The sequence below is a fragment of the Bradyrhizobium sp. Kon37 genome (genome assembly GCF_055807535.1).
This window is the reverse complement of sequence record NZ_JBVVOY010000007.1, coordinates 46,495-69,058: the sequence shown is the minus strand read 5'-3', so window position 1 is coordinate 69,058 and position 22,564 is coordinate 46,495. Positions and strand designations below refer to the sequence as shown.

At 64.2% G+C, this 22,564-nt stretch carries 28 protein-coding genes; 13 read left to right on the top strand and 15 right to left on the bottom strand.

Features of this window, described 5'->3' with window-relative positions; translation table 11 throughout:
• The first annotated feature begins 49 nt into the window (after positions 1-49).
• Positions 50-2,914 (top strand): aminomethyl-transferring glycine dehydrogenase, encoded by a 2,865-nt coding sequence (gene gcvP / locus AC0L3J_RS16520; protein ID WP_473347849.1) that lies wholly within the window; start codon positions 50-52, stop codon positions 2,912-2,914.
• A gap of 126 nt (positions 2,915-3,040) precedes the next feature.
• Here gcvP and AC0L3J_RS16515 read toward each other — a convergent pair whose 3' ends face one another.
• The 3 genes from AC0L3J_RS16515 to recA all read right to left on the bottom strand — a co-directional run bounded on the left by AC0L3J_RS16515 (position 3,041) and on the right by recA (position 6,285).
• Entirely contained in the window at positions 3,041-4,015 is a 975-nt protein-coding gene (locus AC0L3J_RS16515; protein WP_473347701.1) for a hypothetical protein, read from the bottom strand.
• Positions 4,016-4,130: 115 nt separating this feature from the next.
• The gene (locus AC0L3J_RS16510; RefSeq protein WP_473347700.1) at positions 4,131-5,093 is read right to left on the bottom strand and encodes a hypothetical protein; all 963 of its coding nucleotides are present in this window, start codon (positions 5,091-5,093) and stop codon (positions 4,131-4,133) included.
• Positions 5,094-5,196: 103 nt separating this feature from the next.
• On the bottom strand, positions 5,197-6,285 hold the full coding sequence (recA, locus tag AC0L3J_RS16505; protein WP_007602214.1) for a recombinase RecA: 1,089 nt from the start codon (positions 6,283-6,285) through the stop codon (positions 5,197-5,199).
• 277 nt (positions 6,286-6,562) lie between these two features.
• Between recA and AC0L3J_RS16500 the strand changes: the two genes are divergently transcribed.
• Positions 6,563-6,730, top strand: a complete 168-nt coding sequence (locus AC0L3J_RS16500; RefSeq protein WP_456769188.1) for a hypothetical protein — start codon at positions 6,563-6,565, stop codon at positions 6,728-6,730.
• Between the two features lie 728 nt (positions 6,731-7,458).
• Here the strand turns inward: AC0L3J_RS16500 and AC0L3J_RS16495 are convergent.
• The gene (locus AC0L3J_RS16495) at positions 7,459-7,716 is read right to left on the bottom strand and encodes a DUF2798 domain-containing protein (RefSeq protein ID WP_473347699.1); all 258 of its coding nucleotides are present in this window, start codon (positions 7,714-7,716) and stop codon (positions 7,459-7,461) included.
• 260 nt (positions 7,717-7,976) lie between these two features.
• Between AC0L3J_RS16495 and AC0L3J_RS16490 the strand changes: the two genes are divergently transcribed.
• Both AC0L3J_RS16490 and AC0L3J_RS16485 read left to right on the top strand, forming a co-directional pair.
• Positions 7,977-8,165, top strand: a complete 189-nt coding sequence (locus AC0L3J_RS16490; RefSeq protein ID WP_456769186.1) for a hypothetical protein — start codon at positions 7,977-7,979, stop codon at positions 8,163-8,165.
• A 189-nt stretch (positions 8,166-8,354) separates the two neighbouring features.
• The gene (locus tag AC0L3J_RS16485; RefSeq protein WP_473347698.1) at positions 8,355-8,588 is read left to right on the top strand and encodes a DUF6894 family protein; all 234 of its coding nucleotides are present in this window, start codon (positions 8,355-8,357) and stop codon (positions 8,586-8,588) included.
• Positions 8,589-8,596: 8 nt separating this feature from the next.
• Here AC0L3J_RS16485 and AC0L3J_RS16480 read toward each other — a convergent pair whose 3' ends face one another.
• Together AC0L3J_RS16480 and AC0L3J_RS16475 are read right to left on the bottom strand one after the other, a co-directional pair.
• The gene (locus tag AC0L3J_RS16480) at positions 8,597-8,851 is read right to left on the bottom strand and encodes a hypothetical protein (protein WP_473347696.1); all 255 of its coding nucleotides are present in this window, start codon (positions 8,849-8,851) and stop codon (positions 8,597-8,599) included.
• Between the two features lie 103 nt (positions 8,852-8,954).
• Complete coding sequence (locus AC0L3J_RS16475; RefSeq protein ID WP_473347848.1) at positions 8,955-9,266, bottom strand: hypothetical protein; 312 nt, start codon at positions 9,264-9,266, stop codon at positions 8,955-8,957.
• 360 nt (positions 9,267-9,626) lie between these two features.
• Between AC0L3J_RS16475 and AC0L3J_RS16470 the strand changes: the two genes are divergently transcribed.
• Positions 9,627-10,091, top strand: coding sequence for a PaaI family thioesterase (locus AC0L3J_RS16470; RefSeq protein WP_007612196.1), 465 nt, complete (start codon positions 9,627-9,629; stop codon positions 10,089-10,091).
• A gap of 106 nt (positions 10,092-10,197) precedes the next feature.
• Here the strand turns inward: AC0L3J_RS16470 and AC0L3J_RS16465 are convergent, their stop codons facing one another.
• On the bottom strand, positions 10,198-10,491 hold the full coding sequence (locus tag AC0L3J_RS16465; RefSeq protein WP_007602202.1) for an HdeA/HdeB family chaperone: 294 nt from the start codon (positions 10,489-10,491) through the stop codon (positions 10,198-10,200).
• Between the two features lie 180 nt (positions 10,492-10,671).
• Between AC0L3J_RS16465 and AC0L3J_RS16460 the strand changes: the two genes are divergently transcribed.
• Positions 10,672-10,914, top strand: coding sequence for a PilZ domain-containing protein (locus AC0L3J_RS16460; RefSeq protein WP_473347695.1), 243 nt, complete (start codon positions 10,672-10,674; stop codon positions 10,912-10,914).
• A gap of 46 nt (positions 10,915-10,960) precedes the next feature.
• Here the strand turns inward: AC0L3J_RS16460 and AC0L3J_RS16455 are convergent, their stop codons facing one another.
• Both AC0L3J_RS16455 and AC0L3J_RS16450 read right to left on the bottom strand, forming a co-directional pair.
• On the bottom strand, positions 10,961-12,976 hold the full coding sequence (locus tag AC0L3J_RS16455; RefSeq protein WP_473347694.1) for a pyrroloquinoline quinone-dependent dehydrogenase: 2,016 nt from the start codon (positions 12,974-12,976) through the stop codon (positions 10,961-10,963).
• A 33-nt stretch (positions 12,977-13,009) separates the two neighbouring features.
• Positions 13,010-13,243: a hypothetical protein gene (locus AC0L3J_RS16450; protein WP_007602200.1), complete on the bottom strand. Its 234-nt coding sequence runs from the start codon at positions 13,241-13,243 to the stop codon at positions 13,010-13,012.
• Positions 13,244-13,425: 182 nt separating this feature from the next.
• On the opposite strand from AC0L3J_RS16450, the gene AC0L3J_RS16445 reads away from it, so the two are divergent.
• Both AC0L3J_RS16445 and AC0L3J_RS16440 read left to right on the top strand, forming a co-directional pair.
• Positions 13,426-13,830, top strand: coding sequence for a hypothetical protein (locus AC0L3J_RS16445; protein ID WP_473347693.1), 405 nt, complete (start codon positions 13,426-13,428; stop codon positions 13,828-13,830).
• A 109-nt stretch (positions 13,831-13,939) separates the two neighbouring features.
• Positions 13,940-14,269 carry a hypothetical protein gene (locus AC0L3J_RS16440; RefSeq protein ID WP_018456387.1) on the top strand — a complete coding sequence of 110 codons (330 nt, stop codon included), beginning with the start codon at positions 13,940-13,942 and terminating at the stop codon, positions 14,267-14,269.
• Positions 14,270-14,326: 57 nt separating this feature from the next.
• Here the strand turns inward: AC0L3J_RS16440 and AC0L3J_RS16435 are convergent, their stop codons facing one another.
• Positions 14,327-14,794 (bottom strand): DUF6691 family protein, encoded by a 468-nt coding sequence (locus AC0L3J_RS16435; protein ID WP_473347692.1) that lies wholly within the window; start codon positions 14,792-14,794, stop codon positions 14,327-14,329.
• 5 nt (positions 14,795-14,799) lie between these two features.
• Entirely contained in the window at positions 14,800-15,228 is a 429-nt protein-coding gene (locus AC0L3J_RS16430) for a YeeE/YedE family protein (protein WP_473347691.1), read from the bottom strand.
• Between the two features lie 172 nt (positions 15,229-15,400).
• Between AC0L3J_RS16430 and AC0L3J_RS16425 the strand changes: the two genes are divergently transcribed.
• Entirely contained in the window at positions 15,401-16,564 is a 1,164-nt protein-coding gene (locus AC0L3J_RS16425; protein ID WP_473347690.1) for a GNAT family N-acetyltransferase, read from the top strand.
• An 8-nt stretch (positions 16,565-16,572) separates the two neighbouring features.
• Here AC0L3J_RS16425 and AC0L3J_RS16420 read toward each other — a convergent pair whose 3' ends face one another.
• Together AC0L3J_RS16420 and AC0L3J_RS16415 are read right to left on the bottom strand one after the other, a co-directional pair.
• Positions 16,573-17,238, bottom strand: a complete 666-nt coding sequence (locus AC0L3J_RS16420; RefSeq protein WP_473347688.1) for a DsbA family oxidoreductase — start codon at positions 17,236-17,238, stop codon at positions 16,573-16,575.
• A 68-nt stretch (positions 17,239-17,306) separates the two neighbouring features.
• Positions 17,307-18,128, bottom strand: a complete 822-nt coding sequence (locus AC0L3J_RS16415; RefSeq protein ID WP_473347687.1) for a helix-turn-helix domain-containing protein — start codon at positions 18,126-18,128, stop codon at positions 17,307-17,309.
• Between the two features lie 101 nt (positions 18,129-18,229).
• On the opposite strand from AC0L3J_RS16415, the gene AC0L3J_RS16410 reads away from it, so the two are divergent.
• Both AC0L3J_RS16410 and AC0L3J_RS16405 read left to right on the top strand, forming a co-directional pair.
• The gene (locus AC0L3J_RS16410; protein WP_026233166.1) at positions 18,230-18,460 is read left to right on the top strand and encodes a hypothetical protein; all 231 of its coding nucleotides are present in this window, start codon (positions 18,230-18,232) and stop codon (positions 18,458-18,460) included.
• 38 nt (positions 18,461-18,498) lie between these two features.
• Positions 18,499-18,897: a hypothetical protein gene (locus tag AC0L3J_RS16405; RefSeq protein WP_473347686.1), complete on the top strand. Its 399-nt coding sequence runs from the start codon at positions 18,499-18,501 to the stop codon at positions 18,895-18,897.
• A 44-nt stretch (positions 18,898-18,941) separates the two neighbouring features.
• Here AC0L3J_RS16405 and AC0L3J_RS16400 read toward each other — a convergent pair whose 3' ends face one another.
• Positions 18,942-19,502 (bottom strand): SET domain-containing protein, encoded by a 561-nt coding sequence (locus AC0L3J_RS16400; protein WP_473347685.1) that lies wholly within the window; start codon positions 19,500-19,502, stop codon positions 18,942-18,944.
• 165 nt (positions 19,503-19,667) lie between these two features.
• Between AC0L3J_RS16400 and AC0L3J_RS16395 the strand changes: the two genes are divergently transcribed.
• A complete protein-coding gene (locus AC0L3J_RS16395) occupies positions 19,668-20,288 on the top strand; it encodes a hypothetical protein (RefSeq protein ID WP_473347684.1) in 621 nt (206 codons plus the stop codon).
• An 18-nt stretch (positions 20,289-20,306) separates the two neighbouring features.
• Here the strand turns inward: AC0L3J_RS16395 and AC0L3J_RS16390 are convergent, their stop codons facing one another.
• Positions 20,307-21,032, bottom strand: a complete 726-nt coding sequence (locus AC0L3J_RS16390) for a TetR/AcrR family transcriptional regulator (RefSeq protein WP_473347847.1) — start codon at positions 21,030-21,032, stop codon at positions 20,307-20,309.
• A 105-nt stretch (positions 21,033-21,137) separates the two neighbouring features.
• Between AC0L3J_RS16390 and AC0L3J_RS16385 the strand changes: the two genes are divergently transcribed.
• Complete coding sequence (locus AC0L3J_RS16385) at positions 21,138-22,535, top strand: carotenoid oxygenase family protein (protein ID WP_473347683.1); 1,398 nt, start codon at positions 21,138-21,140, stop codon at positions 22,533-22,535.
• Positions 22,536-22,564 lie beyond the last annotated feature (29 nt).

Sequence of the window (22,564 nt, the reverse complement as noted above, 5' to 3'; positions counted from 1 at the left end):
GCGCCTGCGGGCATGACGGCGACAAGAACATCTAAAGCGAGGACCCATGATGACCGCGCACCGCAAATCCAATGGCGACACTACCAGCTTCGTTCGCCGCCACATCGGCCCCTCCACGCGCGACGTCACCGCGATGCTCGAGGCCGTCGGCGCAAATAGCGTCGATACGCTGATGGCGCAGACGCTACCCGCTTCGATCCGGCAGACGACTCCACTCGATCTCGGCAAGCCGTTGAGCGAGACCGAGGCCATCGCGCATATGGCCGAACTCGCCGCCCAGAACCAAGTCTTCACCTCGTTGATCGGCCAGGGCTATTCCGGCACGATCTTGCCGGCGGTGATCCAGCGCAACATCTTGGAGAGCCCGGCCTGGTACACGGCGTACACGCCCTACCAGCCCGAGATCAGCCAGGGCCGGCTCGAGGCGCTGCTCAACTTCCAGACCATGATCTGCGATCTCACCGGGCTCGACGTCGCCAACGCCTCGCTGCTCGACGAGGCAACCGCGGCGGCGGAAGCGATGGCGCTCGCGGAGCGGCACTCGAAAGTCGAAGCAAAGGCCTTCTTCGTCGACAAGGACGTGCATCCGCAGACGCTCGCCGTGATGCGCACCCGTGCGGAGCCGTTGGGCTGGACCCTGGTCGTCGGCGATCCCCTCACCGATCTCGACAAGACCGACGTGCTTGGTGCGCTACTGCAATATCCGGGCAGTTCAGGCGCTGTGCGCGACCTCAGGCCCGCGATCGCCAGCCTGAAGGACAAGGGCGCGCTTGCGATCATCGCCGCCGATCTGCTGGCGCTGACACTGCTCGCCTCGCCCGGCGAGCTCGGCGCCGACATCGCGATTGGCTCTGCCCAGCGCTTCGGCGTGCCGATGGGCTATGGCGGACCGCACGCGGCCTACATGGCGGTGCGCGATGCGCTCAAGCGCTCGCTGCCCGGCCGCATCGTCGGCCTCTCCGTGGATTCGCGCGGAATGCCGGCCTATCGCCTCGCGCTGCAGACCCGCGAGCAGCACATCCGTCGCGAGAAGGCGACCTCCAACATCTGCACCGCGCAGGTGCTGCTCGCCGTGATCGCCTCGATGTATGCGGTCTATCACGGCCCCGAAGGCCTTTCGCAGATCGCACGCAACGTGCATCGCCGCGCAGCCGTGCTCGCCGCGGGCCTGCGCAAGCTCGGCTTTGCTCTACAATCCGACAGCTTCTTCGACACGCTCAGCGTGGTTACAGGCGCGAAGCGTGCCGAGATCGTCGCGCGCGCAACCGCAGAGAAGATCAATCTCGGCGTTGGCGACGACAGCTTGCGCATCGCGCTCGACGAGACCACCACGCCCGCGACGGTGGAAGCGGTCTGGCGCGCTTTCGGCGGCCAGCTTGCTTATTCCGAGATCGACGCGACCACACGCGAGGCGCTGCCGGAGGCGCTCAAGCGCGCGACCTCCTTCCTCACTCATCCCGTGTTCCACGCCCATCGCTCGGAGACCGAGATGCTGCGCTACATGCGCAAGCTCAGCGACCGCGACCTCGCGCTCGACCGCGCGATGATCCCGCTCGGCTCGTGCACCATGAAGCTGAACGCGACCACCGAGATGATGCCGCTGACCTGGCCGGAATTCGGCTCGTTGCATCCCTTCGCCCCGCGCGAGCAGGCCCGCGGCTATCACGCGCTGTTCGCGCGCCTGGAGAAGTGGCTGTGCGACATCACCGGTTATGACGCGATCTCGTTGCAGCCGAATTCGGGCGCGCAAGGCGAATATGCCGGGCTTTTGGCCATCCGCGGCTATCACGCGGCGCGTGGCGAGACCCACCGCAAGATCTGCCTGATCCCCTCCTCCGCCCACGGCACCAACCCGGCTTCGGCCGCGATGGTCGGCATGGACGTGGTGGTGGTCGCCTGCGAGAAGAACGGCGACGTCGACGTCAACGATCTCCGCGCCAAGGCAAAGAAGCATTCGAACGACCTCGCCGCCGTCATGATCACCTATCCTTCGACCCATGGCGTGTTCGAGGAGCATATCCGCGAGATCTGCGACATCGTGCATGGCCATGGCGGCCAGGTCTATCTCGACGGCGCCAACCTCAACGCGCAGGTCGGCCTGAGCAGGCCCGGCGATTACGGCGCCGATGTCAGCCATCTCAACCTGCACAAGACCTTCTGCATCCCGCATGGCGGCGGCGGCCCGGGCATGGGCCCGATCGGCGTCAAGGCGCATCTCAAGCCGTTCCTCCCCGGTCATCCCGCGACGGATGGGAAAGCGCAAGTCGGCCCGGTCTCGGCCGCGCCGTTCGGCTCGGCCTCGATCCTGACCATCTCCTACATCTACATCCTGATGATGGGCGGCGAAGGTCTCAAGCGCGCCACCGAGATCGCGATCCTCAACGCCAACTACGTCGCAGCAAGGCTCGATGTGCACTTCCCGGTTCTCTATAAGAACGAGAAGGGCCGTGTCGCGCATGAGTGCATCGTCGATCCCCGCGCGCTGAAGACGACCTCAGGCGTCACCGTCGACGACATCGCAAAGCGCCTGATCGATTACGGCTTCCACGCGCCGACCATGAGCTTCCCGGTGCCGGGCACGCTGATGATCGAGCCGACCGAATCGGAATCCAAGGCGGAGCTCGATCGCTTCTGCGATGCCATGATCGCGATCCGGAAGGAAATCGCCGAGGTCGAGGCCGGCCGGTTCAAGATCGAGGCGTCGCCGCTGCGCCACGCCCCGCACACCGTGCACGACATCGCGGACGACGATTGGAAGCGCGCCTACACCCGCGCCGAGGGCTGCTTCCCCGCAGGCACCTCGCGCACCGACAAGTACTGGAGCCCGGTCGGGCGCGTCGACAACGTCTATGGCGACCGCAATCTGGTGTGCTCGTGCCCGCCCGTGAGCGATTACGCGGAGGCGGCGGAGTAACACGATGCGTAGGATGGGTAGAGCGTAGCGAAACCCATCACTGCATTCCGTTCTAAGGATGGAAAGTGCGATGGGTTTCGCTTCGCTCTACCCATCCTACAGCCTACGGCAGACGATTTTATTTATCTAAGGCCCAACCAGCAATCGGCTTTCGCGATCCCATCGCCAAAGCCGTTCGTTGGTCAGCTCCGTGCCACCCCACCAGCGATAGATCCGGTTGTGGCGCCACATGTCGTCTTCGCGGGCAAAAATTGAACGCCCGAGTTCGGTCAGCGTGACCTTCCACTCGCTCCTGCCGAAGTAGCGATCCTCATTGTCGAACGCCGGATCGCCCAAGAGGACCGCCGGCGCCGAATGTGCCCCCAATTCGAGCAAAGCATCGCGCGCGTCGTTTTCGTCGAACACATCGCGCATCCACCACGCTTCGGTGACACGCCTCGGGTCCGTGTGCCCGTCGTTCACAAAGTCCAGAATATCCATTTCGCTGGCCCCCAGGCCCGTGACGCTGTCCGGAAGCTCTTCAAGCAACGCAATGAGCGCCGGTCGAAGTCTCGGCAGCATCGTCAGATCCGTCATCAGAAGATCGAAACAGGGCTTTGGCGTTTCAGCCCGATAGGCCTGCCAGGCGAGGCTGGCCGTCACCAAATGGTTGTCGGTCACCTTGAAGGCCGGCAGCTTCCATTTTGCGACAGACTCTGGAGCATAGTTGGCGACCTCGTCATCCGTATGCACCAGGCTGAGCTTCGTCGTGATCTCCTTGTAAGGGCGAAGCAGGTCGAGCAGCCAGACGAGTACGAGCTGATCGTTTGCTCGAGGATCAACCCACAATTCGATCGAGTCAAACTTCGTGCAGAGTTCGAAGAAACCGATATCGCGCGTGCCGAAACCTTCCAGCCAGTCTCGACAAACGTCGTCGAGCCAATGATCGCCTGGATTGCAGTGCTTTGCCGACCGCCGCTCCAGCCCCATTAAAAGCTGCTCTGCGGAAGGCAATTTCCTCCAGACGAAGCACGTGTAGAAGCCGAGCGCGATATTCGCCAGTTTGGACTGGCGAAGCGTGTCTGCCGCAAGATGGTTCGTGGTCAAAATCAGATGTGACACGATCAGCTCTCAAAGGAGTCCGGCGCGCTGTGTGGCGCCGGCAACGGTCAAATCTGTCGTCGAAACAAGGTGTGTCATGCCAATGACTTCACGATGGCGTCGTCAAAACAGACCCTTAACGCCACAGCCGATCATTGGTCAGATGCGTGCCACCCCACCAGCGGTCGATCGGATTGTGGCGACTGAAATCCTCCTGGTGAGCCAGAACAGCCTCCCCGAACTCGGTCAGTGACAGTCGGCTGCGGAGATATGCGGCATGCCGATCCCTGTGATTCTCGCGGTCGATCGTGCGCAGTTCGTCGTCCAATCCGGCCACTGCGGGCTTGGGGCCAAGCGCGAGCCCGTCGAGCAACCGACCCAACTCAGTCTCTCCAAACACGAACGTGCGCCGATGCGAGCGCAGGTGAAACAACGCACCCGTGTTCGCAAACCCTCTGGCAAGCATCTCCAAGAACCGCATCTCGGTCGCACCGAGTCCGGTCGCAGGCGACGGCAGTTCTGCCAAAAGATCGAGCAAGGCCGGGCGCAGCATCAGCAATGCACTGAGATCCTGGTGAAGGAGATCGACGCACGCCTCAGGGCTCATCGCACGGTAGGCCGACCACGCCAACCGGGCAGTCTCGAACTCCTGGGCCCTAACAGGCACGACATGGATGTGCGGCTCGGACGCAGCGAGATCCTCACCGTGTGCTGTCGTCAGCTCGGATGAGACAAGTCGAAGTCGAAGTTTTGGCACCAGTGAGGAGCAGGAGCTGAGGTGGTCCAGCAGGCAGACGAGCTGCAATTGATCCCGGGGAGCTGGGTCGAACCAAAGTTCAACCACGTCATATTGCTCGCAGAAGTCCGCAAGGGACAAGTCTTTGCGATCCTTGATGCTCTTGGGCCAGCGGATGCCCCAATCAGACCAATGATCACCAGGCCCGAGATTCGCCGAACGCGGCGCGAAATAGGCTGCGAGCTTCTCGGGCGAGGGCAGCGGTCCCCACTCAAAGTGAAACGAGGATGAGATGACAAGCTCCGCCAGCCCGGACCGTGCGAGCTGGCCTCCGGACGAACTGGTCAAGATCAGACGCTTCATCGCACCACCCGGTGCCCCCACGCAAAACGAAACAGGCGCCGAAGACGTCGGCAACTCAACGTCCTCAGCGCCCGCTCCTCGCGAAAAACTCTACTGTTGAAGCTTACTCGTCGCCCGGCTCTTCGCCGTCGGCGTCACGCTCGGGGCTGCCGGCGAGAATCTGCTCGGCGATCAGGCCGGAGTTCTGGCGGATCGAGGTCTCGATCTTGGCGGTGATGTCCGGGTTGGCCTTCAGGAATGCTTTCGAATTCTCGCGGCCCTGGCCAAGACGCTGGCTGTCATAGGAGAACCAGGCGCCGGATTTCTCGACGATGCCGGCCTTGACGCCGAGATCGAGGATCTCGCCCATCTTGGAGACGCCCTCGCCGTACATGATGTCGAACTCGACCTGCTTGAAGGGCGGCGCCAGCTTGTTCTTGACGACCTTGACGCGCGTGGTGTTGCCGACCACTTCGTCGCGCTCCTTGATCGCGCCGATGCGGCGGATATCGAGGCGGACGGAGGCATAGAATTTCAGCGCGTTGCCGCCGGTGGTGGTTTCCGGCGAGCCGTACATCACACCGATCTTCATGCGGATCTGGTTGATGAAGATCACCATGGTATTGGACTTGTTGATGGACGCCGTCAGCTTGCGCAGCGCCTGGCTCATCAGACGAGCCTGCAGACCCGGCAGCGCATCGCCCATCTCGCCCTCGAGCTCGGCCTTCGGCACCAGCGCCGCGACCGAATCGATCACCAGCACGTCGACCGCGCCGGAGCGCACCAGCGTGTCGCAGATTTCCAGCGCCTGCTCGCCGGTGTCCGGCTGCGAGATCAGGAGCTCGTCGATGTTCACGCCCAGCTTGCGCGCATAGACCGGGTCGAGCGCGTGCTCGGCGTCGATGAAGGCGCAGATGCCACCCTTCTTCTGCCCTTCCGCCACCGTGTGCAGCGCCAGCGTGGTCTTACCCGAGGATTCCGGCCCGTAGATCTCCACGACGCGCCCCTTCGGCAGGCCGCCGATCCCGAGCGCGATATCGAGCCCGAGCGAGCCCGAGGAGACCGCCTCGACGTCCATCGAACGGTCGTTCTTGCCGAGCTTCATCACCGAGCCCTTGCCGAACTGCCGCTCGATCTGGGAGAGCGCGGCGGCCAGAGCTTTACTCTTGTCCATGGAAGATCCTTCGACGATACGCAGGGCAGTGGTGGACATTGGGTCGTGCTCCTTATGGCGAGGATTCGCTAGAGGGACAAACGGCTGGCGGGGCGGCGCGGCGATAAAATCAATGTACCCTATTTGTTCTAGGTTCGCAATATGTTCTTTTGGGGATTTGCGCGTTAAATGACGCGCATCAAAGACGGATGCCCTGCGCGCCGTCAGAATTCCGTAATCCTGCGGCACCGAACCTTTTCGCGGTCTGCGGCCTTCTCTGGGATGGGACTCTTGCATGGGAGTCTTGGACGGGACCGCAACTCTGGGGACCTCAGTCATGACGAACAACACGCATCACGATACGAGCCGGCGCAATCCACTGCTGGAGGCGGCGCAGGAGGAGATGCGCAAGTTCGAGCGCAAGGAAAACGAGTTCCGCAAGAAGGACCGCGAAGAGCGTGCCGCCGAGCTCCGTTTGCCGCTGGACGCGATCAAGGTTCACTAAAGCGGCCACGACGAGGGCTTAGGAGCTGACCGAGCAGGCCTACCGACTCGGCAGGCGGCGGTGTTTGGCGCCGGGACCGCGCTGGCGACGGTGCCCGAGCGACCGCCATTGATCTCACGGAGATCGGCACGGGAATAGGGATTCGCAGGGGCCTTGGAGGTGAAATCCGAGGCGATAAGGTATCTAAATACTACCACTAACTCATTGATTGAACGACGGAATTTTCCGGCAGGCTACTGTGCATGGGGTTGTTTTCGTGTTTTTGAAAGGCGCGCATGGGCCTTTCCACCCCGGAGCCGTCCCGGCACTCAACATCACCTACAGCAGAACCAGCAACCCGATGCCGATCACCAGCACTACGAAGCCAGCCGCCGTCGCGGCGGCGAATGACCGCTCTACGTTGTCCATGATGCCACCCCGTTGCCGGTGCGCCACGTTTCCCCCATGGCAGCACCGTCGCTGCGGAATCTCGCCTGCGGTTGTGTCCTGAGTTGTGCGAACGGATGTCGAAATTGGGACCGGTGCGGGGCCAGTCTGCGGCCCCCGAGCTCCGGCTTTCGCTGCCGCCGTCGCGGGCCTTGTCAGGCTGTCGTAAGCTGAGCCGGCTAGGGTCGCCTGGCTATGGTGTTGCAGCCCAGCACCTCAGCCTCCAATAACCTTCTCCCCGCTTGGTTCTTCCAAGCGGGGTTTTTTCATGCTGATTTCCTTGCCGATTTCTTTGTCGATTTTCATGCCGGCCGGCCGGTTTGCGAGCCGCCCTCCTCCTGCGTCAGCCGCAGCGAGAAGGCGCGGATCGCCGGCGCCGCGAGCAGCACGATCGGCAGCATCGCCGCCCATGCGATCAGCCACGACACCATCCAGTGCGCGAGGAAGTCCAGCGCGTTCCCTGCGGGAAAGCTGGCGATGCCCGCGGCGACCAGCGAGGTCAGTCCGGACTGGATGATTCCGAACACGAAATGAGAATAGCGGCGGGGAATGCCCAGCATGACGCGCCCATGTTGCTGACCGTCATCGGACCAAGCAAGGCACATGCCGCCGCGTTCCGGAAGGCGCCCTTACCATCCCAGGAACTCTGTTCATGGCCGGAGAACCACGGAGAGGTCTCGCGCCGCCGCCGGGGCGGTAGCGCGTGCGTTTGCGGGATAGCCGTGCGCTATCCGGGGCTTACCGACAGATTTAGCTTTCCCAGGAATATTATGCCGCCCAGCATGTTCTCAGTGATGGAAGTGAATCGTGGGAGAAGGCCATGAATCACAGGGGCGTCGAGTTCACCGTCGCCAAGACGGCACTTCCCGGCATCTGGCAGTGGCAGTTCCGGATCGGCGAGCAGATCAAGACCGGCCGGACCGAGACCAAGATCGATCTGTTGGCGATCCGGCGGGTACAGCTGCGCATCGATCGCGAGCTGAAGGCGATCGGGCGCGACACGGCCTGAGCGGCCGGACCGAGATCGGCGGCGGCTGGCGCGCCCCGGCGCGCCGCAGCCGTCATGGCCTACAGGACGCAGCGGCGCCCATGGGACTATTCCGTAGCCGACCGGAATTGATCTGCCGACGGTTTGGGATTGGACTGCCCGCGATTATGGCCGTGGGGACGGAGCCATCAGGCGCGATCGGTGCGAACCATGCCGCTCTACTTCTTTCGAATCCGGAACGGCAGCTATTCCGGCTGTGCCGACCAGGCGTCGGAATTTGCAAATCGCGATCTGGCCTGGAAGGAGATGACCAGCGTCTGCGCCGACATGGCCGCCGGCATCGCCCGCAAGCTCCAGGAAAATTCCGAATGGAATATGGAGCTGCTGGACGAGGCCAAGGAGCCCGTGTTCCGGATCCGCATCACATCGGAAACCTTCGAATAGGGCCGGCCCTAATCCGCGCTGGGCAGCCGCCGCATCGTGAATTCAATGTCGCCGCCGGGCAGCTCGCGCCAGGTCTCGACCGCGCTCATATAGCCGGCCTTGGGGTAGCGGGCGAAGAAAGCCTGCGCCCTCTCCCGTGCCGCCGCGCGTGGCAGCGTGAAGGTCTCGCGCAGATAACCGTCGCCGGCCCTCGCGCCGGCCTTGCCGCCCATCTTGCGCCGGCGCGCCATCCGCTCGGCGAGATCTCGCGGACGATCGGCCATGTCCCGCCTCCGTTACGCAATACGCTCTCGCGCAATGTAGGAAGCAGGCCGGCCGAAGTGGAGTCCCGGCCGTAGGCGCCGCCGCCTCCGATCGGGCAGAAGGTCAATTGGCAGTCGTGCCGGACTTCTTCTTCGGCGCACCGGTCGCGGCCGACGCCTTTGGCGCCGCCGACGGCTTCGGCGGGTCGGAGCGCATGCCGCCCCAGGGATCGTTGGAGGCCTTGGAATCCGGAATCTTCTTCAGCGTTTCCTTGTAGGCCTTGTCACGCTCGGCTTCCGCGGCCTTCTCCTCAGGGGTCTTGCCCGGACCTTCCTGCAGCAAATTGAGATTGGGCATTTGCGCAGAGGCCGGTCCCGCCAGCACGGTCGGTCCCGCCAGAACAGCCAGCACCGCGGCCGTACGGAAAAGCTTCATCATCGACTCCTTGATCATCCATGGCGGCGCGGGTCGCCCGCGCCTTGTCACCCCTGTCACAACCGCAGGGGCCGCTCGGCCCGCTAGAGCCGGTCCGATTTGCACGATTTCGGCGCGTGGAGCCAGTCGTCCCAGATCGGGCCGCACTTGGTGCACCCGTTCAGCAACAGGCCGAGCCCGGCCAGACAAAACACGAGAACATACCGACGCAACATCACCCACCCATACCCACTCCGTGGCATCATACCGGGCGAAGTCAGGCATTTTCAAGCCGACGGGACCCCCGGCAGTCCGGGTGACTTTGCCGCGCCGGTCCGCTCGGAATGCCGAACATCCGGCAACACGGAGGAAACGACAGCAATGCCATCGCAGCCAGAAGCCGAGTTCGGCATCACTGAAGCCAGACGCATCCTCGGCGAGGTCTTTGCGCCCTGGGTCCAGGATCTCAACCTGTCGGTCGAGCGCATCGAGCACCTGCCGCCGCCGGACGTGCCGGACTGGCAGCCGGCAGCGCTCCTGCGCATGCCGTTCTCGGAGCGCCTGTGCCGCAACGGCGGCGTGGTCTGCGGCCAGGCACTGATGGCGCTCGCCGATACCGCCATGGTGATTGCGAACCTCGCCGCCAACCGCGGCTATCGTCCGATGACGACGGTCGACCAGACCACGCATTTCATGCGCGCAGTCTCCTCGTCGGACGTGCTGGCCGACGCCCGCGTGGTGCGACTCGGGCGCACCATGAGCTTTGGCCGGGTCACGCTGCTCTCGGCCACCGACAACAAGCCGGTGGCGATGGTGTCGAGCGCGTTCGCGATGCTGCCGGGGTGAGCATCAAAGAAGAAAGCCGCGTGAGCGCAAAGCGCACCGCGGCTCTCGATAGCGTCATGTCGAGACAGGAAGCGCGATCGCGCTTCGCGCCGTCACGCGGGAGAGGTTACTTGCCGAGCACTTCGTCAGCCGCCGTGACGATGCTGACGTTCGGATTTTTTCCGCAATAGCTGCCGAACTGCTTGGCGTTCTCGACGAACACGTCAGTGTCGATGATCGCGTTCTCTTCATCGCCCTTGTACCAGCCATCCATCCAGGTCAGCACCATCTTGATGGTGTCGTCGCCGCTCTCCAGGAACTGCTTGCAGCTCATGGTCGCGAGATCGAGCTTGGTGGCGTGGGCGGGCATGGACGACAGCGAGAGCGCTGCAGCGAACAGAAGCGAAAACGTGGTCTTCATCAATATCTCCATCGGCGCGTAGCGCCACAAAGGAACGGCTTGGGGGAAAATCCGCGGAGTGACTTCCGCTTCGACGTCGTAAACGAAATCTGAAGCGCTGTGCAAGTAGCGCCAGTATTGAATTTAGTTCAACGTAATTTCTATGCACTACTTCACAAATATCATTATGGATTAACGCGGATGATCGAGAAGCGTGCAGCGCAGCGTTACCGTGTTTTCAAGGGTGGAACGATCACCTTTGAAAATTGCGGCATCACGTGCACGGTGCGAAACATGTCGGCGAACGGCGCCGCAATCGACCTCGATGCCCTCGTCACAGTGCCGCAATCGTTCACGCTCGCGATCACGCGCGACAATTTCGTGCGCAAATGCCGCCCCGTCTGGCGCAGCGAGAGGCGCATCGGCGTCGCTTTCGAACAGTAGTGCGCATGATGTGAACGATCGTTCGCATCGCGCGCGCGATGCTGCGTCATGTTCGCGCGATACGACGTCGGCGACGCCAGCGCAGGCTTACAACCACGAGCGCGACAATCGCGAGCGCGATCGCCGATGATGCTGCAAAAAATCGTCCACCGGGACGATCGATGGTACGCGACCATAACGACGGCCCCTCGCCCGGCCGCGCCAGGCGAAACGCAACGACGCTGTCGCCAATCGAGGTGCCTGCCTCGGAGTGGCCGCCGGCGCCGATGGCAACATACTGCTCGCCCTTCCAGAGATAGGTCATCGGATTGGCGACTCCGGGCACCGGCAGCCGGCCTTGCCACAGCTCCCTTCCGCTTCGCGCATCGAAGGCGCGCAAATAGGCGTCCATCGCGCCGGTGAAAACGAGCCCGCCTGCCGTGACCGCGAGCCCGTTGACGAGCGGCGCACCCCATGGCAGCGGCACGCCGAGCGGGGCGAGATCCTCGGTGGTGCCCACCGTCGAACGCCAGAGGATCTTGCCGGCCTTCAGATCGACCGCGACCATCTCGCCCCAGGGCGGCTTGTTGCAAAGAAGCCCGAGCGGCGACATTGCCACCGCACGTGACATCGCAAACGGCGCACCATTCTGCTGGCCGAAATCATGACCGGGCGGAGGCTCGAATCCGGCCGCCTCCGCCCGCGGAATCAGCTTGATGAGATGAACGGCCCGGCTGGTGTTGGCATAAAGGATCTGGTTGACGGGATCGAAGGCCGCACTACCCCAGTTGACGCCGCCGCCGGTGAAGGGAAACTCCAGCGTGCCTTGCGTTGAGGGTGGCGTGTACAGGCCCTCGTTGCGCGCCTCTGCGAACTGCTTCTCGCAAGCTGAGCGGCGCAGGCCCGGAACGAGCGAGAGCGCATCCTCAGCCGAGATTTTTTGCGACATCAGCGGTGGCACATGCGTCGGGAATGGCTGCGTGGGCGACAGCCGTTCACCTTCCGCGGCCCCCTGCGGAACGCTGCGCTCCTCGACCGGCCACACCGGCTTGCCGGTGTCGCGATCGAGCACGAAGACAAAGCCCTGCTTGGTCGGCTGGATCACGACATCGCGCTGACCTTCGCCGGTGTCGATGCGCGTGAGCGTTGGCTGCGCCGGCAGATCGTAATCCCAGACGTCGTGATGCACGGTCTGGAATGCCCATACGAGCGCGCCGGTCTCGATGCGCAACGCGACCACCGAATTGGCATGCTCGTTATCGCCAGGCCGCATGCCGCCCCAGAAATCCGGCGACGGCGAGGACGTCGGCAGGAATACCAGTCCGCGCGCCGCGTCGACCGACATCGGCGCCCAGACATTGGCGTGACCGGCTTCGATGCCATCGCGCTTGAGCGGCTCGAAGGTCCAGCGTGGCTGACCGCTGCGCGCGTCGAACGCGCGCACGATTCCGCTCGGTGCGTCGACGCGGCGGTTGTCGCCGATCGCGGAGCCGACCACGATCACACCCCGGCCGACTGCCGGCGGCGAGGTGATCTGGAATTCGCCGGGCCATTCCAGCTTCATGCCTATATCGGGCCTGACCTCACCGCCCTTGCCGAAGTCGGCACAGGGGATTCCCGTCTTCGCATCGAGCGCGATCAGGCGGACATCGTTGGTGCCCATGAAGATGCGCGATCGACATGAGGCATCTACAGGCGCCTCGTCGTCGAGCCAGTAGGTGACGCCGCGGCAGACGTAGCGGTTGGCGGGACGCTGGTTGATCGCGATCTTCGGATCGTAGCGCCATTTCTGCGCGCCCGTGCCAGGATCGAGCGCGATCACCTCGTTGAAAGGCGAGCAGAAGATCAGACTGTCCTCGACGAACAGCGGCGTCGCCTGGAATTTGGTTCGCCGCATCACCCCGGGCGGCCGCGCCGCGAGATCGCCCGTGTGGAATTCGAAGGCCCGAACCAGGTTGCCGACATTGTCGGGCGTGATCTCTCGCAATGGCGAGAAGCGCGAGCCGCCGGGATCGCCACCCCAGCTCTCCCAGGCGATGCCTGGCCGCGACGAAAACAAGAGGAGCGTGACGAGAGCGGCCAAATAGCATGAGCGGGTCGCCAGCGCCCGCCTCACCTATTTCGGCTTCTTGGCAGGTTCAGGCGGACGCGCCCCGCTCCACGGATCGTACTTCTCCTTGGACTCGGGAATGCGCTCGAGTGCGGCCTTGTAGGCCTTCTCGTCGACCTTAGGCTTGTTGTCCGCCTTCTGGCCGCCCTCGTTAGGCTGACGCCTGCCGCCGCCCATCTGCGCCTGCGCGGAGGCAACCGCCAGCGCCAGCACCGCGGCCGCTATGACCAAAATCCTCATGGGCGCAATCCCCCTCGTCTGGGGCACAAACTAGCCGGCAATTATGGAATAGCCAATGCTGCGGGCCCCAGGGCCTGAGGAAATCTTGGCTTCGGGAAATGCTGGCTTCAGCAAATCTTGATCGGCCGGGTCTTCGTCGGATCGCATTCGTGCCTATTTTGGCCCGCAGGGGACCTTCACGGATGTTGCGGATCATTGTTCATGCCGTGCTGCTGGCCAGCGCGCTCGCGCTCGGGGCCTGCGGCTTTGCCGACAGCCGCGCACCGGTGCCCGAGTTCATGCGCATGAAGGAGGCCGAGCAGCCGCCGCCCGAAGCGCCCCCCGACGTCAAACGCGTCGTGCGCGAGCAGATCGAATTCGTCTTCCTCAGCACGTCCTATCCGCGTGAGGTGCATGTCGCCACGCCCCATCGTGAGGTGCGGGGACCAGGCTGGACAGCTTGCGTCCGCGCCCAGCTCACCTCGGCGACCGGATCGCCGCTCGGCCCACAGACCTACATCGTGACCATATCAGGCGGAAAGGTGGTCGATCGCCGCCGCGCCGAAGCGGACGACATCTGCGGATCGGAAAGCTACGAGCCGATCTAGGAACAAATCACGCCGACAAGCGATCCGGTTCCGGGAAAAACCTGTAGTTCTGCCGGAACGATCGCCGCCTCCCCTTCTTGTTACCGCCGAGGGCAGTTTCGAGGAGGACATGATGAGGACATTCACGATTGCGTTGCTGGCTGGCGTCGGAGCTTTGGCAGCGGTGAGCGGCGCGAAGGCCGCCGACGTCTATACGACCAGCGAATACACCAGCCCCGATCTCGTCCAGCAAGTGCGGCTGGTCTGCGACGATTCCGGCAATTGCTATCGGACCCGCGGCGGTTCGCGCGTGATCGTGCGCGACTCCTACGCGACCATGCCGCGCGACCGTTACTACGAGCGCCGCACTTATCGTGACTGGGACGATGGTCCGCGCGGCGGCGTCGGCATCCGTGCGCCCGGCGTCAGTGTTGGCGTCGGTGTCGGCGATCGCTGGTAGTCGATGAAACCATGACAGGCAGGACCGGACGAGACAACTCGCCCGGTCCTGTCCATGTCAGGTTTCGAGCGGATCTGCCGGCGTGACGACACGCGTTGCCGACGGAAGCTGCGCGATGAAGCGGGCGAGCACCATGCCAGCACACATCGCGGCGACGAAGATGAATGAGGAGGCCGAACCAAATCCGAGCGCGGTCAACGCCGGGCCTGGACAAAAGCCCACAAGGCCCCAGCCGATACCGAAGATGGCGGGACCGGCGATAATTCTCGGATCGATGTCTTTTCGCACTGGGACATAGAAGCGATCGGCGAGGACAGGCCGCGCGAGTTTGAAGACGCGGCTGAAGCCGACGAAGGTCACCGCGACCGCGCCGGCCATCACGAAAGCGAGGCTTGCATCCCACGTTCCCGCCGGGATGCCGCCGACGTCCAGGAAATTCAGGACCTTTGCCGGGTTCGACATGCCTGAGACGATAAGGCCAAGCCCAAAGACCACACCGATCCCGAATTGAATGAGGACTGCCATCGCGGTCAGCTCCAGTGCCGCATCACGAAGACGGTTGCCATTCCCGCCGCCATGAACGTCATGGTCGCGACCAGCGATCGCACCGACAGCCGCGACAAGCCACAGACGCCGTGGCCGGAGGTGCAACCGCTACCCCACACCGAGCCGAAGCCGGTGAGCAGTCCCGCGACCATCAGAAGTGGCGTTCCGGCGGCGATCGTTTGCGCCGGCAGGCTTCCGGTGACAAGGCGCACCAGAACGGGCGCGACGATAAGGCCCGCGACGAAGGCGAGCCGGCCGGCCAATTCCCGATCCTCGTAAGGCGGAAACAGTCGCGCCGCGATACCGCTCACCCCGGCGATCCGCCCCGTCGTCCACATCAGCAGCACGGCAGACAAACCGATCAACGCGCCGCCAAGGAGCGACGCAATCGGCGTAAAGGGTGTGGCGACCATGATGATCCTCCAAGTCGAGAGCAATTCTGGCGTATCCATTGAGGGGCATCCGGCGGGTCGCGGCCGGATGCTCAACGAGACGTTAATATTACCATTCGAATTGAAGCGGCGTCCCAACTGTATTTTCCAATCTTTGCGCTAAGCATGGCCTCCTGAACGGGGACGACGGGACGTGGTCGACATCGCGCACCAGGCTGCGATCAATCCGGCATCGGCAAAGCCTGCCGCGGCGGCGCGCGCGCGCGTCCCGCTTACGGCGATCGAACCCGGCCAGTGGCGCGCACTCGCGCAGCGCGCGATCGAGCCGAACGGATATTACCTGCCGGGCTGGGAGCTCGCTGTCAGTGCAACCGCGCGCGGCCGCACCGATGCCTCGGCGCTTCCCGCATACGATGGATCGCGGCTGATCGGGCTGATGCCGGTGATCTCGCTCTGGCGGGCATGGAAGATCCCCCTGCCCGCGCTGGTGAGCGCGCATCCCTACGGCACGCTGTGCAGCCCGCTGATCGACCGCGATGCTCCGATCGACGCAGCGACGCGCCTGTTGCAACAGGCGCGCGCGACCGGAGCGCATGCGCTCGTGCTGAACGATGTCGCGCTCGATGGGGCGGCAATGACTGCCCTCAACCAGGTTCTGAATCGCGACGGCCTGAAGCCGCGCCTCCTCAACTCCTACATCCGCGCCAGCCTCGACGCGACCCAGGACGGTGAGACGCTGCTTCGCGACGCGCTCGGCACCAAAAAGCTCAAGGAGCTGCGCCGCCAACGGCATCGCCTCGAAGATCACGGCGCCGTCGTGTTCGACGTCGCGCGCAGCCCCGACGAGATCAGGCCGGCGCTCGAGACATTTTTGCAGCTCGAAGCCAGTGGCTGGAAGGGCGAGCGCGGAACCGCGCTGGTCCAGCATGTCGGCGATGCAACTTTCGTCCGCCGCGGCGCTCCCGCGCTGGCAGAAACGGCGCAATGCGAGATCATCACCCTTCGCGCCGGCGCCACGCCGGTGGCCGCCGGCATCGTGCTGCGCCATCAGGATCGCGCTTTCTTCTTCAAGCTCGGTATCGACGAGCGCTTTGCCAGATATTCGCCGGGCGTGCAGCTCACGCTCGAGCTCACCCGCCGCCTTTGCGCCGATCCGGCCATCGCCAGCGCGGATTCCACGGCGAGCGCCGATCACCCCATGATCAACCCGATCTGGCGCGGGCGCTTCGCCGTCGGCGACGTGCTGATACCGTTGCGGCGGAACGACCCCATCGTGGCGCTCGTTCACGGAGCGCTCGCGGCGCACGGCATCGCCTACGCGGCGGCGCGCCGCGCAGTTCGCCTGCTTCGAAAATAGAATAACTCCTACTCCGCCGCCTGGGTGTTGATCTCCGCCGAGACCTCGCGGATGGCGCGCGCGAGCATGTTGGGATCCTGCGCGCCGGAGACGGCGTATTTTTGCGCGAACACGTAGGTCGGCACGCCGGAGATGCCCTTCTCGGCGGCTTCCTGCGCGTCCGCCGATACGCGCGCGACGTCCTCGTCGGTCACAAGGCGTTTGCGCACGTCGTCGGCATCGAGGCCAACATCGGCAGCCGCCTGCACCAGCACGTTCAAATCGGTGAGGTCGCCGCCGTCGCGGAAGTAGAGCTCCATCAGGCGCTGCTTCATCTCGGGCGCCTTACCGATCGCCTCGGCCCAGAGGATCAGGCGGTGGCAGTCGGTGGTGTTGGGTTGACGCGCGACAAGCTCGGGCCGATAGACGAGCCCCTCTTCGCCCGCGGCCGCAACGACGCGTCCCGCAATGCCCTTATAGGCCTCGACCGAGCCGAACTTCTTGGTGAGATACTCCTCCCGGCTAATGCCCTCGGACGGCACCCAGGGATTGAGGAAGAAGGGACGGAAATTGAGTTTGACCGGAACATCGGGCACCAGCGCCAGCGCGCTCTCGATCCGGTGCTTGCCGATATAGCACCAGGGGCATACCACGTCGGAGACGACGTCAATCTGGAGCGGCTTTAGGGTGCTCATGAGCGCCTCCTTCGGGCGTTGCGGGTTTGTGGCCAAAGATAAGCCGAACCCATGCCGAGGCAAGGCCGCTAACTCATGGCTGCTGCCATTTGTCGGAGCCGCTCGGCAGTGCGCTCGTCGGCCGGGAAGAAGGTTTCCAGAGCCAGCTCCGACAGCGTGATGTCGACGGGCGTACCAAACACCATGGTGGTGGAGAAGAAACTGAGTATCTCCCCGTCATGTCGCAGCTTGAAGGGGATCGCGACATTGTCGCTCGACAGCGGCGCCGCGCGTGCCGGGATCGGATAGCTCTTCAGGTCGTTGTACAGCTTGATCAGCTCGGGATCGGCGGTCGCCTCGCATTGCCTGTGCAGCCGCTCCAAAAGATGCCCGCACCATTCCGCGAGATTGACCGTGCGCGGCGCCAGCGCCTCCGGATGGAAGGCGAGCCGCAGCACGTTGAAGGGCTGGCCGAGCAGTCGCTGCGGAATGCCGGCGAGCAGCGGCGCCAGCATGCGATTGGCCGAGACCAGATTCCAGTGCCGGTCATAGGCGAGCGCCGGATTGGGCTCGTGCGCCCTAAGGACGAGGTCGATCGCCTGGCGAGCTGATTTCAAGGCGGGATCCTCCAGCGGGCGCTGCGGAAAGGCGGGGGCATAGCCGGCGGCGACCAGCAGCACGTTGCGTTCGCGCAAGGGCACGTCGAGCCGCTCGGCGAGTCTGAGCACCATGTCGCGCGAGGGTGCGGCACGGCCGGTCTCGACGAAGCTCAAATGCCGCGCCGAGATTTCGGCCTCGCCGGCAAGATCGAGCTGGCTCATGCGGCGGCGCTGCCGCCATTCGCGCAAATGGTCGCCGATATGAATCGGTTGGCTGCGTTCGGCCTGCGCCGTGGATGCATGTGCGTTCATGGTCGAGAACCTACCACGCAGATTTCGGCCCTTCCATTACGTCGGAGGTAATCGAATTGGTCCTCGGGCCGGCGCATCCTGGGTCGCAACAGGAGACGACCATGATCGCACTGCTGCTCTACCGGACCGTCACAGACCAGCTAGTTCCCTGGGCCATGGCGCTCGCAACCCGGATGCTGGCGCGCAGCCTCAACATGCCCGAGCCGCTGGTGCATTCGACCGGCGACTACGTCGTCGCGCAGGTCACGGCCTTCGAGCACAGCGTCGGCAGGAGCCTCTGCCCGTTCCGCCTCGCCCGCCTGCTTCGGGCCTGGTGGCGCGGATTGCACTGAGTTTCACCTCGAGCCCACCCCAACCATGGAGACCCACGATGATCGACGCATCCACCTTCCTTCGCAGCGCGCTTCTTGCCGACGCGATCTTCAGCGGCGTCGCCGCTCTCGGCTTCACGTTCGGCGCCAGCGCGTTCGCCTCGCTGTTCAACCTGCCCGAAGCGCTGCTGCGCGAGACCGGCCTGTTCCTGATCGCCTACACGGCGCTCGTCGGCTGGCTCGCCTCACGCGCCTCCGTGGCAAAGCCGCTCGTGCTGCTGGTCGTCGTCGGCAACGCGGCCTGGACGGTCGGCAGCATTGCGCTGCTGCTCTCGGGCGCGGTGTCGCCGAACTTTGCCGGCGAGCTCATGGTCGTGGCACAGGCGATCGCGACCGGCGTGTTTGCCGAACTGCAATATGTGGGATTGCGCAGGAGCGGGAGTGTGCTGGCTGCCTGAGGCTGAACAGAGCACAACCACGGAGCCGGCTGCGCAAGTGCAAACTAGGCCCGCGCGCGGCCGTTCGCCTTGCCAACAGCGACGCCGTTGAGCTTCTTCTTTTTGGCGGCCTTCGCCCCCGCCTTCTGCGCTTTGCGCTCCGTGCGCGCCTTCACCTTGGCGCGCTCGGCCCGCGCCTCGGCGCGCAGCTTCTTGCGCTTCTTCTCGCAAGATTCGCACTTGCAGCCGATCGGCTTCAGGTAGGCTTTGAAATAATCGGTGCCGTAGTCGTAATTGATCTCGTCGCCCGGCTCGATGTTCTTGATGGCGCGGATGAAGACCTTGCGCTCGCGCGGCCGGACGTCGGATTCGGCGTTGGGCCGGCACGAATGGTTGATGTAGCGCGCGAGGTTCTTGCGCACCGAGCCGTCGATGGTCCAGCGGCCGTTGAGCTCGAACAAATATTTGTTCTCGATGTCGTCGTGCGCGGGAATCCGGGAGTCCAGGATCGGTCCGTAATAACGGATGATCCGGGTGCCCTTCTTGATCGGCTTGGTGGCGAAGAGGCCGAGCCCGGTTTTCGAGCGGCCGACGCGATAAGGTTTGTTGGACGAGGTGGCTGGCATGATCACGAAAAACGAGGACGCGAACGAGGCTGAAAGAGCCCAAGCGAAGCCGCTCTTCTAGAACGATTCCGCGCCGCTGTCAGGTGTCTGTCGACCCTGTTTGAACCTTGCCCACAATCAAGACGTCTGACGGTACGGAGTTCCCGCTCGACCAAAGGCGTCGTCATGTTCCGCATCACCACCGCAACCTTGGCCATATTGCTCCTGGCCATGTTGCTGATGTGCAGCGGTCTCGGCCGCGCCGACGCCCAATCCGTGGGCAGCCAATATAGCTCGACGGCCCCGAAGGCTTGCCGCCAGATCGGCAAGCCCAGCGAGCTCGACGGCAGCACCACGCGGGTCTGCAAGGGCAAGGATGGCCTCGTGGTCCTGATCGCCGAGGACGATCTTCGCGAGGTCGTCTCCGTCGGCCGCAATCGTAGGGCCGCGGCCGAGGAACCGGCGGCAAAAGTCTGGTTCGCTCCGTTCAACTCGTCCGAGACCACCGTCGAATGGCGCACCGCCGGGGCTAAGCCGTTTGCGATGATCCAGCGCTGGCACATCGCCGATGGCACCGATCCCGACAAGCAGGGGCGACCGAACACCAAGGCCATGCTCATCGTGACCCGGCTGCCACCCGGCCCGGTCTGCCACGTCGCCTATGTCGACGCGATCGCCAACCCGAACGCCAATGAGCTGGCGCGCAAGGCGGCAGACGAGTTCGCCCGCAGCTTTACCTGCGGCAAGGACGAGGTGAAGATCATCGGCGCACGCGGCCGCGCGGTCGAACTCGCGACGATGCGGTAGGTGCTCGCTGGCAATCAATCAGGGACCCGGCAACTTCCCCGTCACCGGCGACATCAGCATCGCCTCGAGCAGGCGTTCGGGAGTCGTGCCCTCGGGCAGGCGCCCCAGAATATCCTCCAGCCGCCCATCGAGCAGCAGCATGGTAAAACCGTGCACCATCGACCAGGCACGCGCGATCGCGGCGCCCTGATTGAGCGTCAGCGCGTCGCCGCTGATCTGCTCCTGCCGCATCATGCCGACGGCATTGGCGAGCCCGGCGAAGGACGCCTCGGCGGCCTCGTGCAGCGACGGCCTGGAATAGTCGAGGCGCTCGGTGCGGAACATGATGCCGTACATGCCGGGATGAGCCTGGGCATAGGCGACATAGGCTTTCGGCCGCGCCAGCGCCCGCTCGAGCGGGGTGGTGGCGGTGTCGGAGGACGACGCCATCGCCGCATTGAACTGGCGGAAGCCGACCGCCGCGAGCTCACTGAGAAGCCCGGTGAGGTCGCCGAAATGATGGGTGGGCGCCGCATGCGAAACGCCCGCCTCGCGGGCCACCGCGCGCAATGTCAGGCCGGCGAGCCCGTCCCGCTCCAGCACCCGTTCGGCGGCTTCGAGCAGCGCCTCGCGCAGCGCGCCGTGGTGATAGGGCGCCTCGGACTTGACGCTCGCCGGGCGTCGCGCGGGACGCGCCGGCGCGCTCGCCTTCTTTGGGGTGCGCGTACCGCGCGCGGTTTCTGTCCTGATCTCGCTCTTGCCCATCGGCCAGCTATAGGACGCCATATTGACAGTGTAAAGATTTCACTTGACCAAGCCCCCTCACACGGCTATTTCATCTTTACGATGTAAAGATGAGGAGAGATGCCCGTGCAGCAGGACGCCGTTGCCGAACGCCGCCACAACCTCGGTCCGATCCCGTTCGAAGCCGACGCGCCCTTCCTGAAAATCATCGGTGAATTGCCGCGCGAGCTGAACGGCACGCTCTATCGCAACGGCCCCAATCCGCAGTTCGAGTCGCCCGGCGCGCACTGGTTCGTCGGCGACGGCATGCTGCACGCCTTTCACCTTGAGAACGGGCGCGCCAGCTATCGCAACCGCTGGATTCGTACGCCGAAATGGCTGGCCGAGCACGATGCCGGCCGCGCGTTGTTCGGCGGCTTTGGCCGCAAGCTGCCGGATGCGCCGGCGAACCTGACCGATGGCGGCGTTGCGAATACCAACATCATCTTCCATGCCGGCAAGCTGCTTGCGCTAGAGGAAGCGCATCTGCCCACCGAGATCGAGCCCGGTACGCTGGCGACGCGCGGCTATCACAATTATCACGGCCGCGTCGCCGGCAGTTTTACCGCGCATCCCAAGATCGATCCCGTCACGGGCGAGCTGGTGTTCTTCGGCTACAACGCCGCGGGACCGCTGACGCCCACCCTCTCCTACGGCTCGATCGATGCGTCCGGCAAGGCGACGCGCTTCGAACGCTTCGAGGCGCCCTATGCCAGCATGGTGCACGACTTCATCGTCACCGAGAACCATGTGCTGTTTCCGATCCTGCCCATCACCGGCAGCATGGAGCGCGCGATGAGCGGGCGGCCTCCCTATGCCTGGGAACCGGACAAGGGCGCCTATGTCGGCGTGATCAAGCGCAAGGGCAGCGCGAAGGACATCGTCTGGTTTCGCGCTGAAGCCTGCTACGTCTTCCACGTCATGAATGCGTGGGAGGACGGCAATCAGATCATCGCCGACGTCATGCAGTTCGAGGAAGCACCACTATTTACGCATCCCGACGGCACGCCCACCAATCCCGAGAAATCGTTTGCGCGTCATTGCCGCTGGACCTTCGATCTCTCGGGAAATACAGACCGCTTCCAGCAGACCTATCTCGACGATCTCACCGGCGAATTCCCGCGCATCGACGACCGCCGCGCCGGATTGAGGAGCCGTCATGGCTGGTACGCCTGCGCCAATCCACGGCTGCCGATGTTCGGCGCGCTCTCCGGCGTCGTCCATGTCGACGGCAATGGCAAGCGCCTCGGCCATTATCTGCTGCCGGCCGGCGACACCATTTCCGAACCGGTCTTCGTCGAGCGGTCGAAAGATGCGGCGGAAGGCGATGGCTGGCTGCTGGCGGTGGTCTGGCGCGCGCGGGAGAACCGCAGCGACCTCGCCGTGTTCAACGCCGGAGATGTCGAGGCCGGCCCCGTCGCGCTGGTGCAGCTCGGCCATCGCGTGCCCGACGGTTTTCACGGCAATTGGGTCGGCGCGCGCTAGCTCCTCTCGACATCGCTGATGTCACCAAA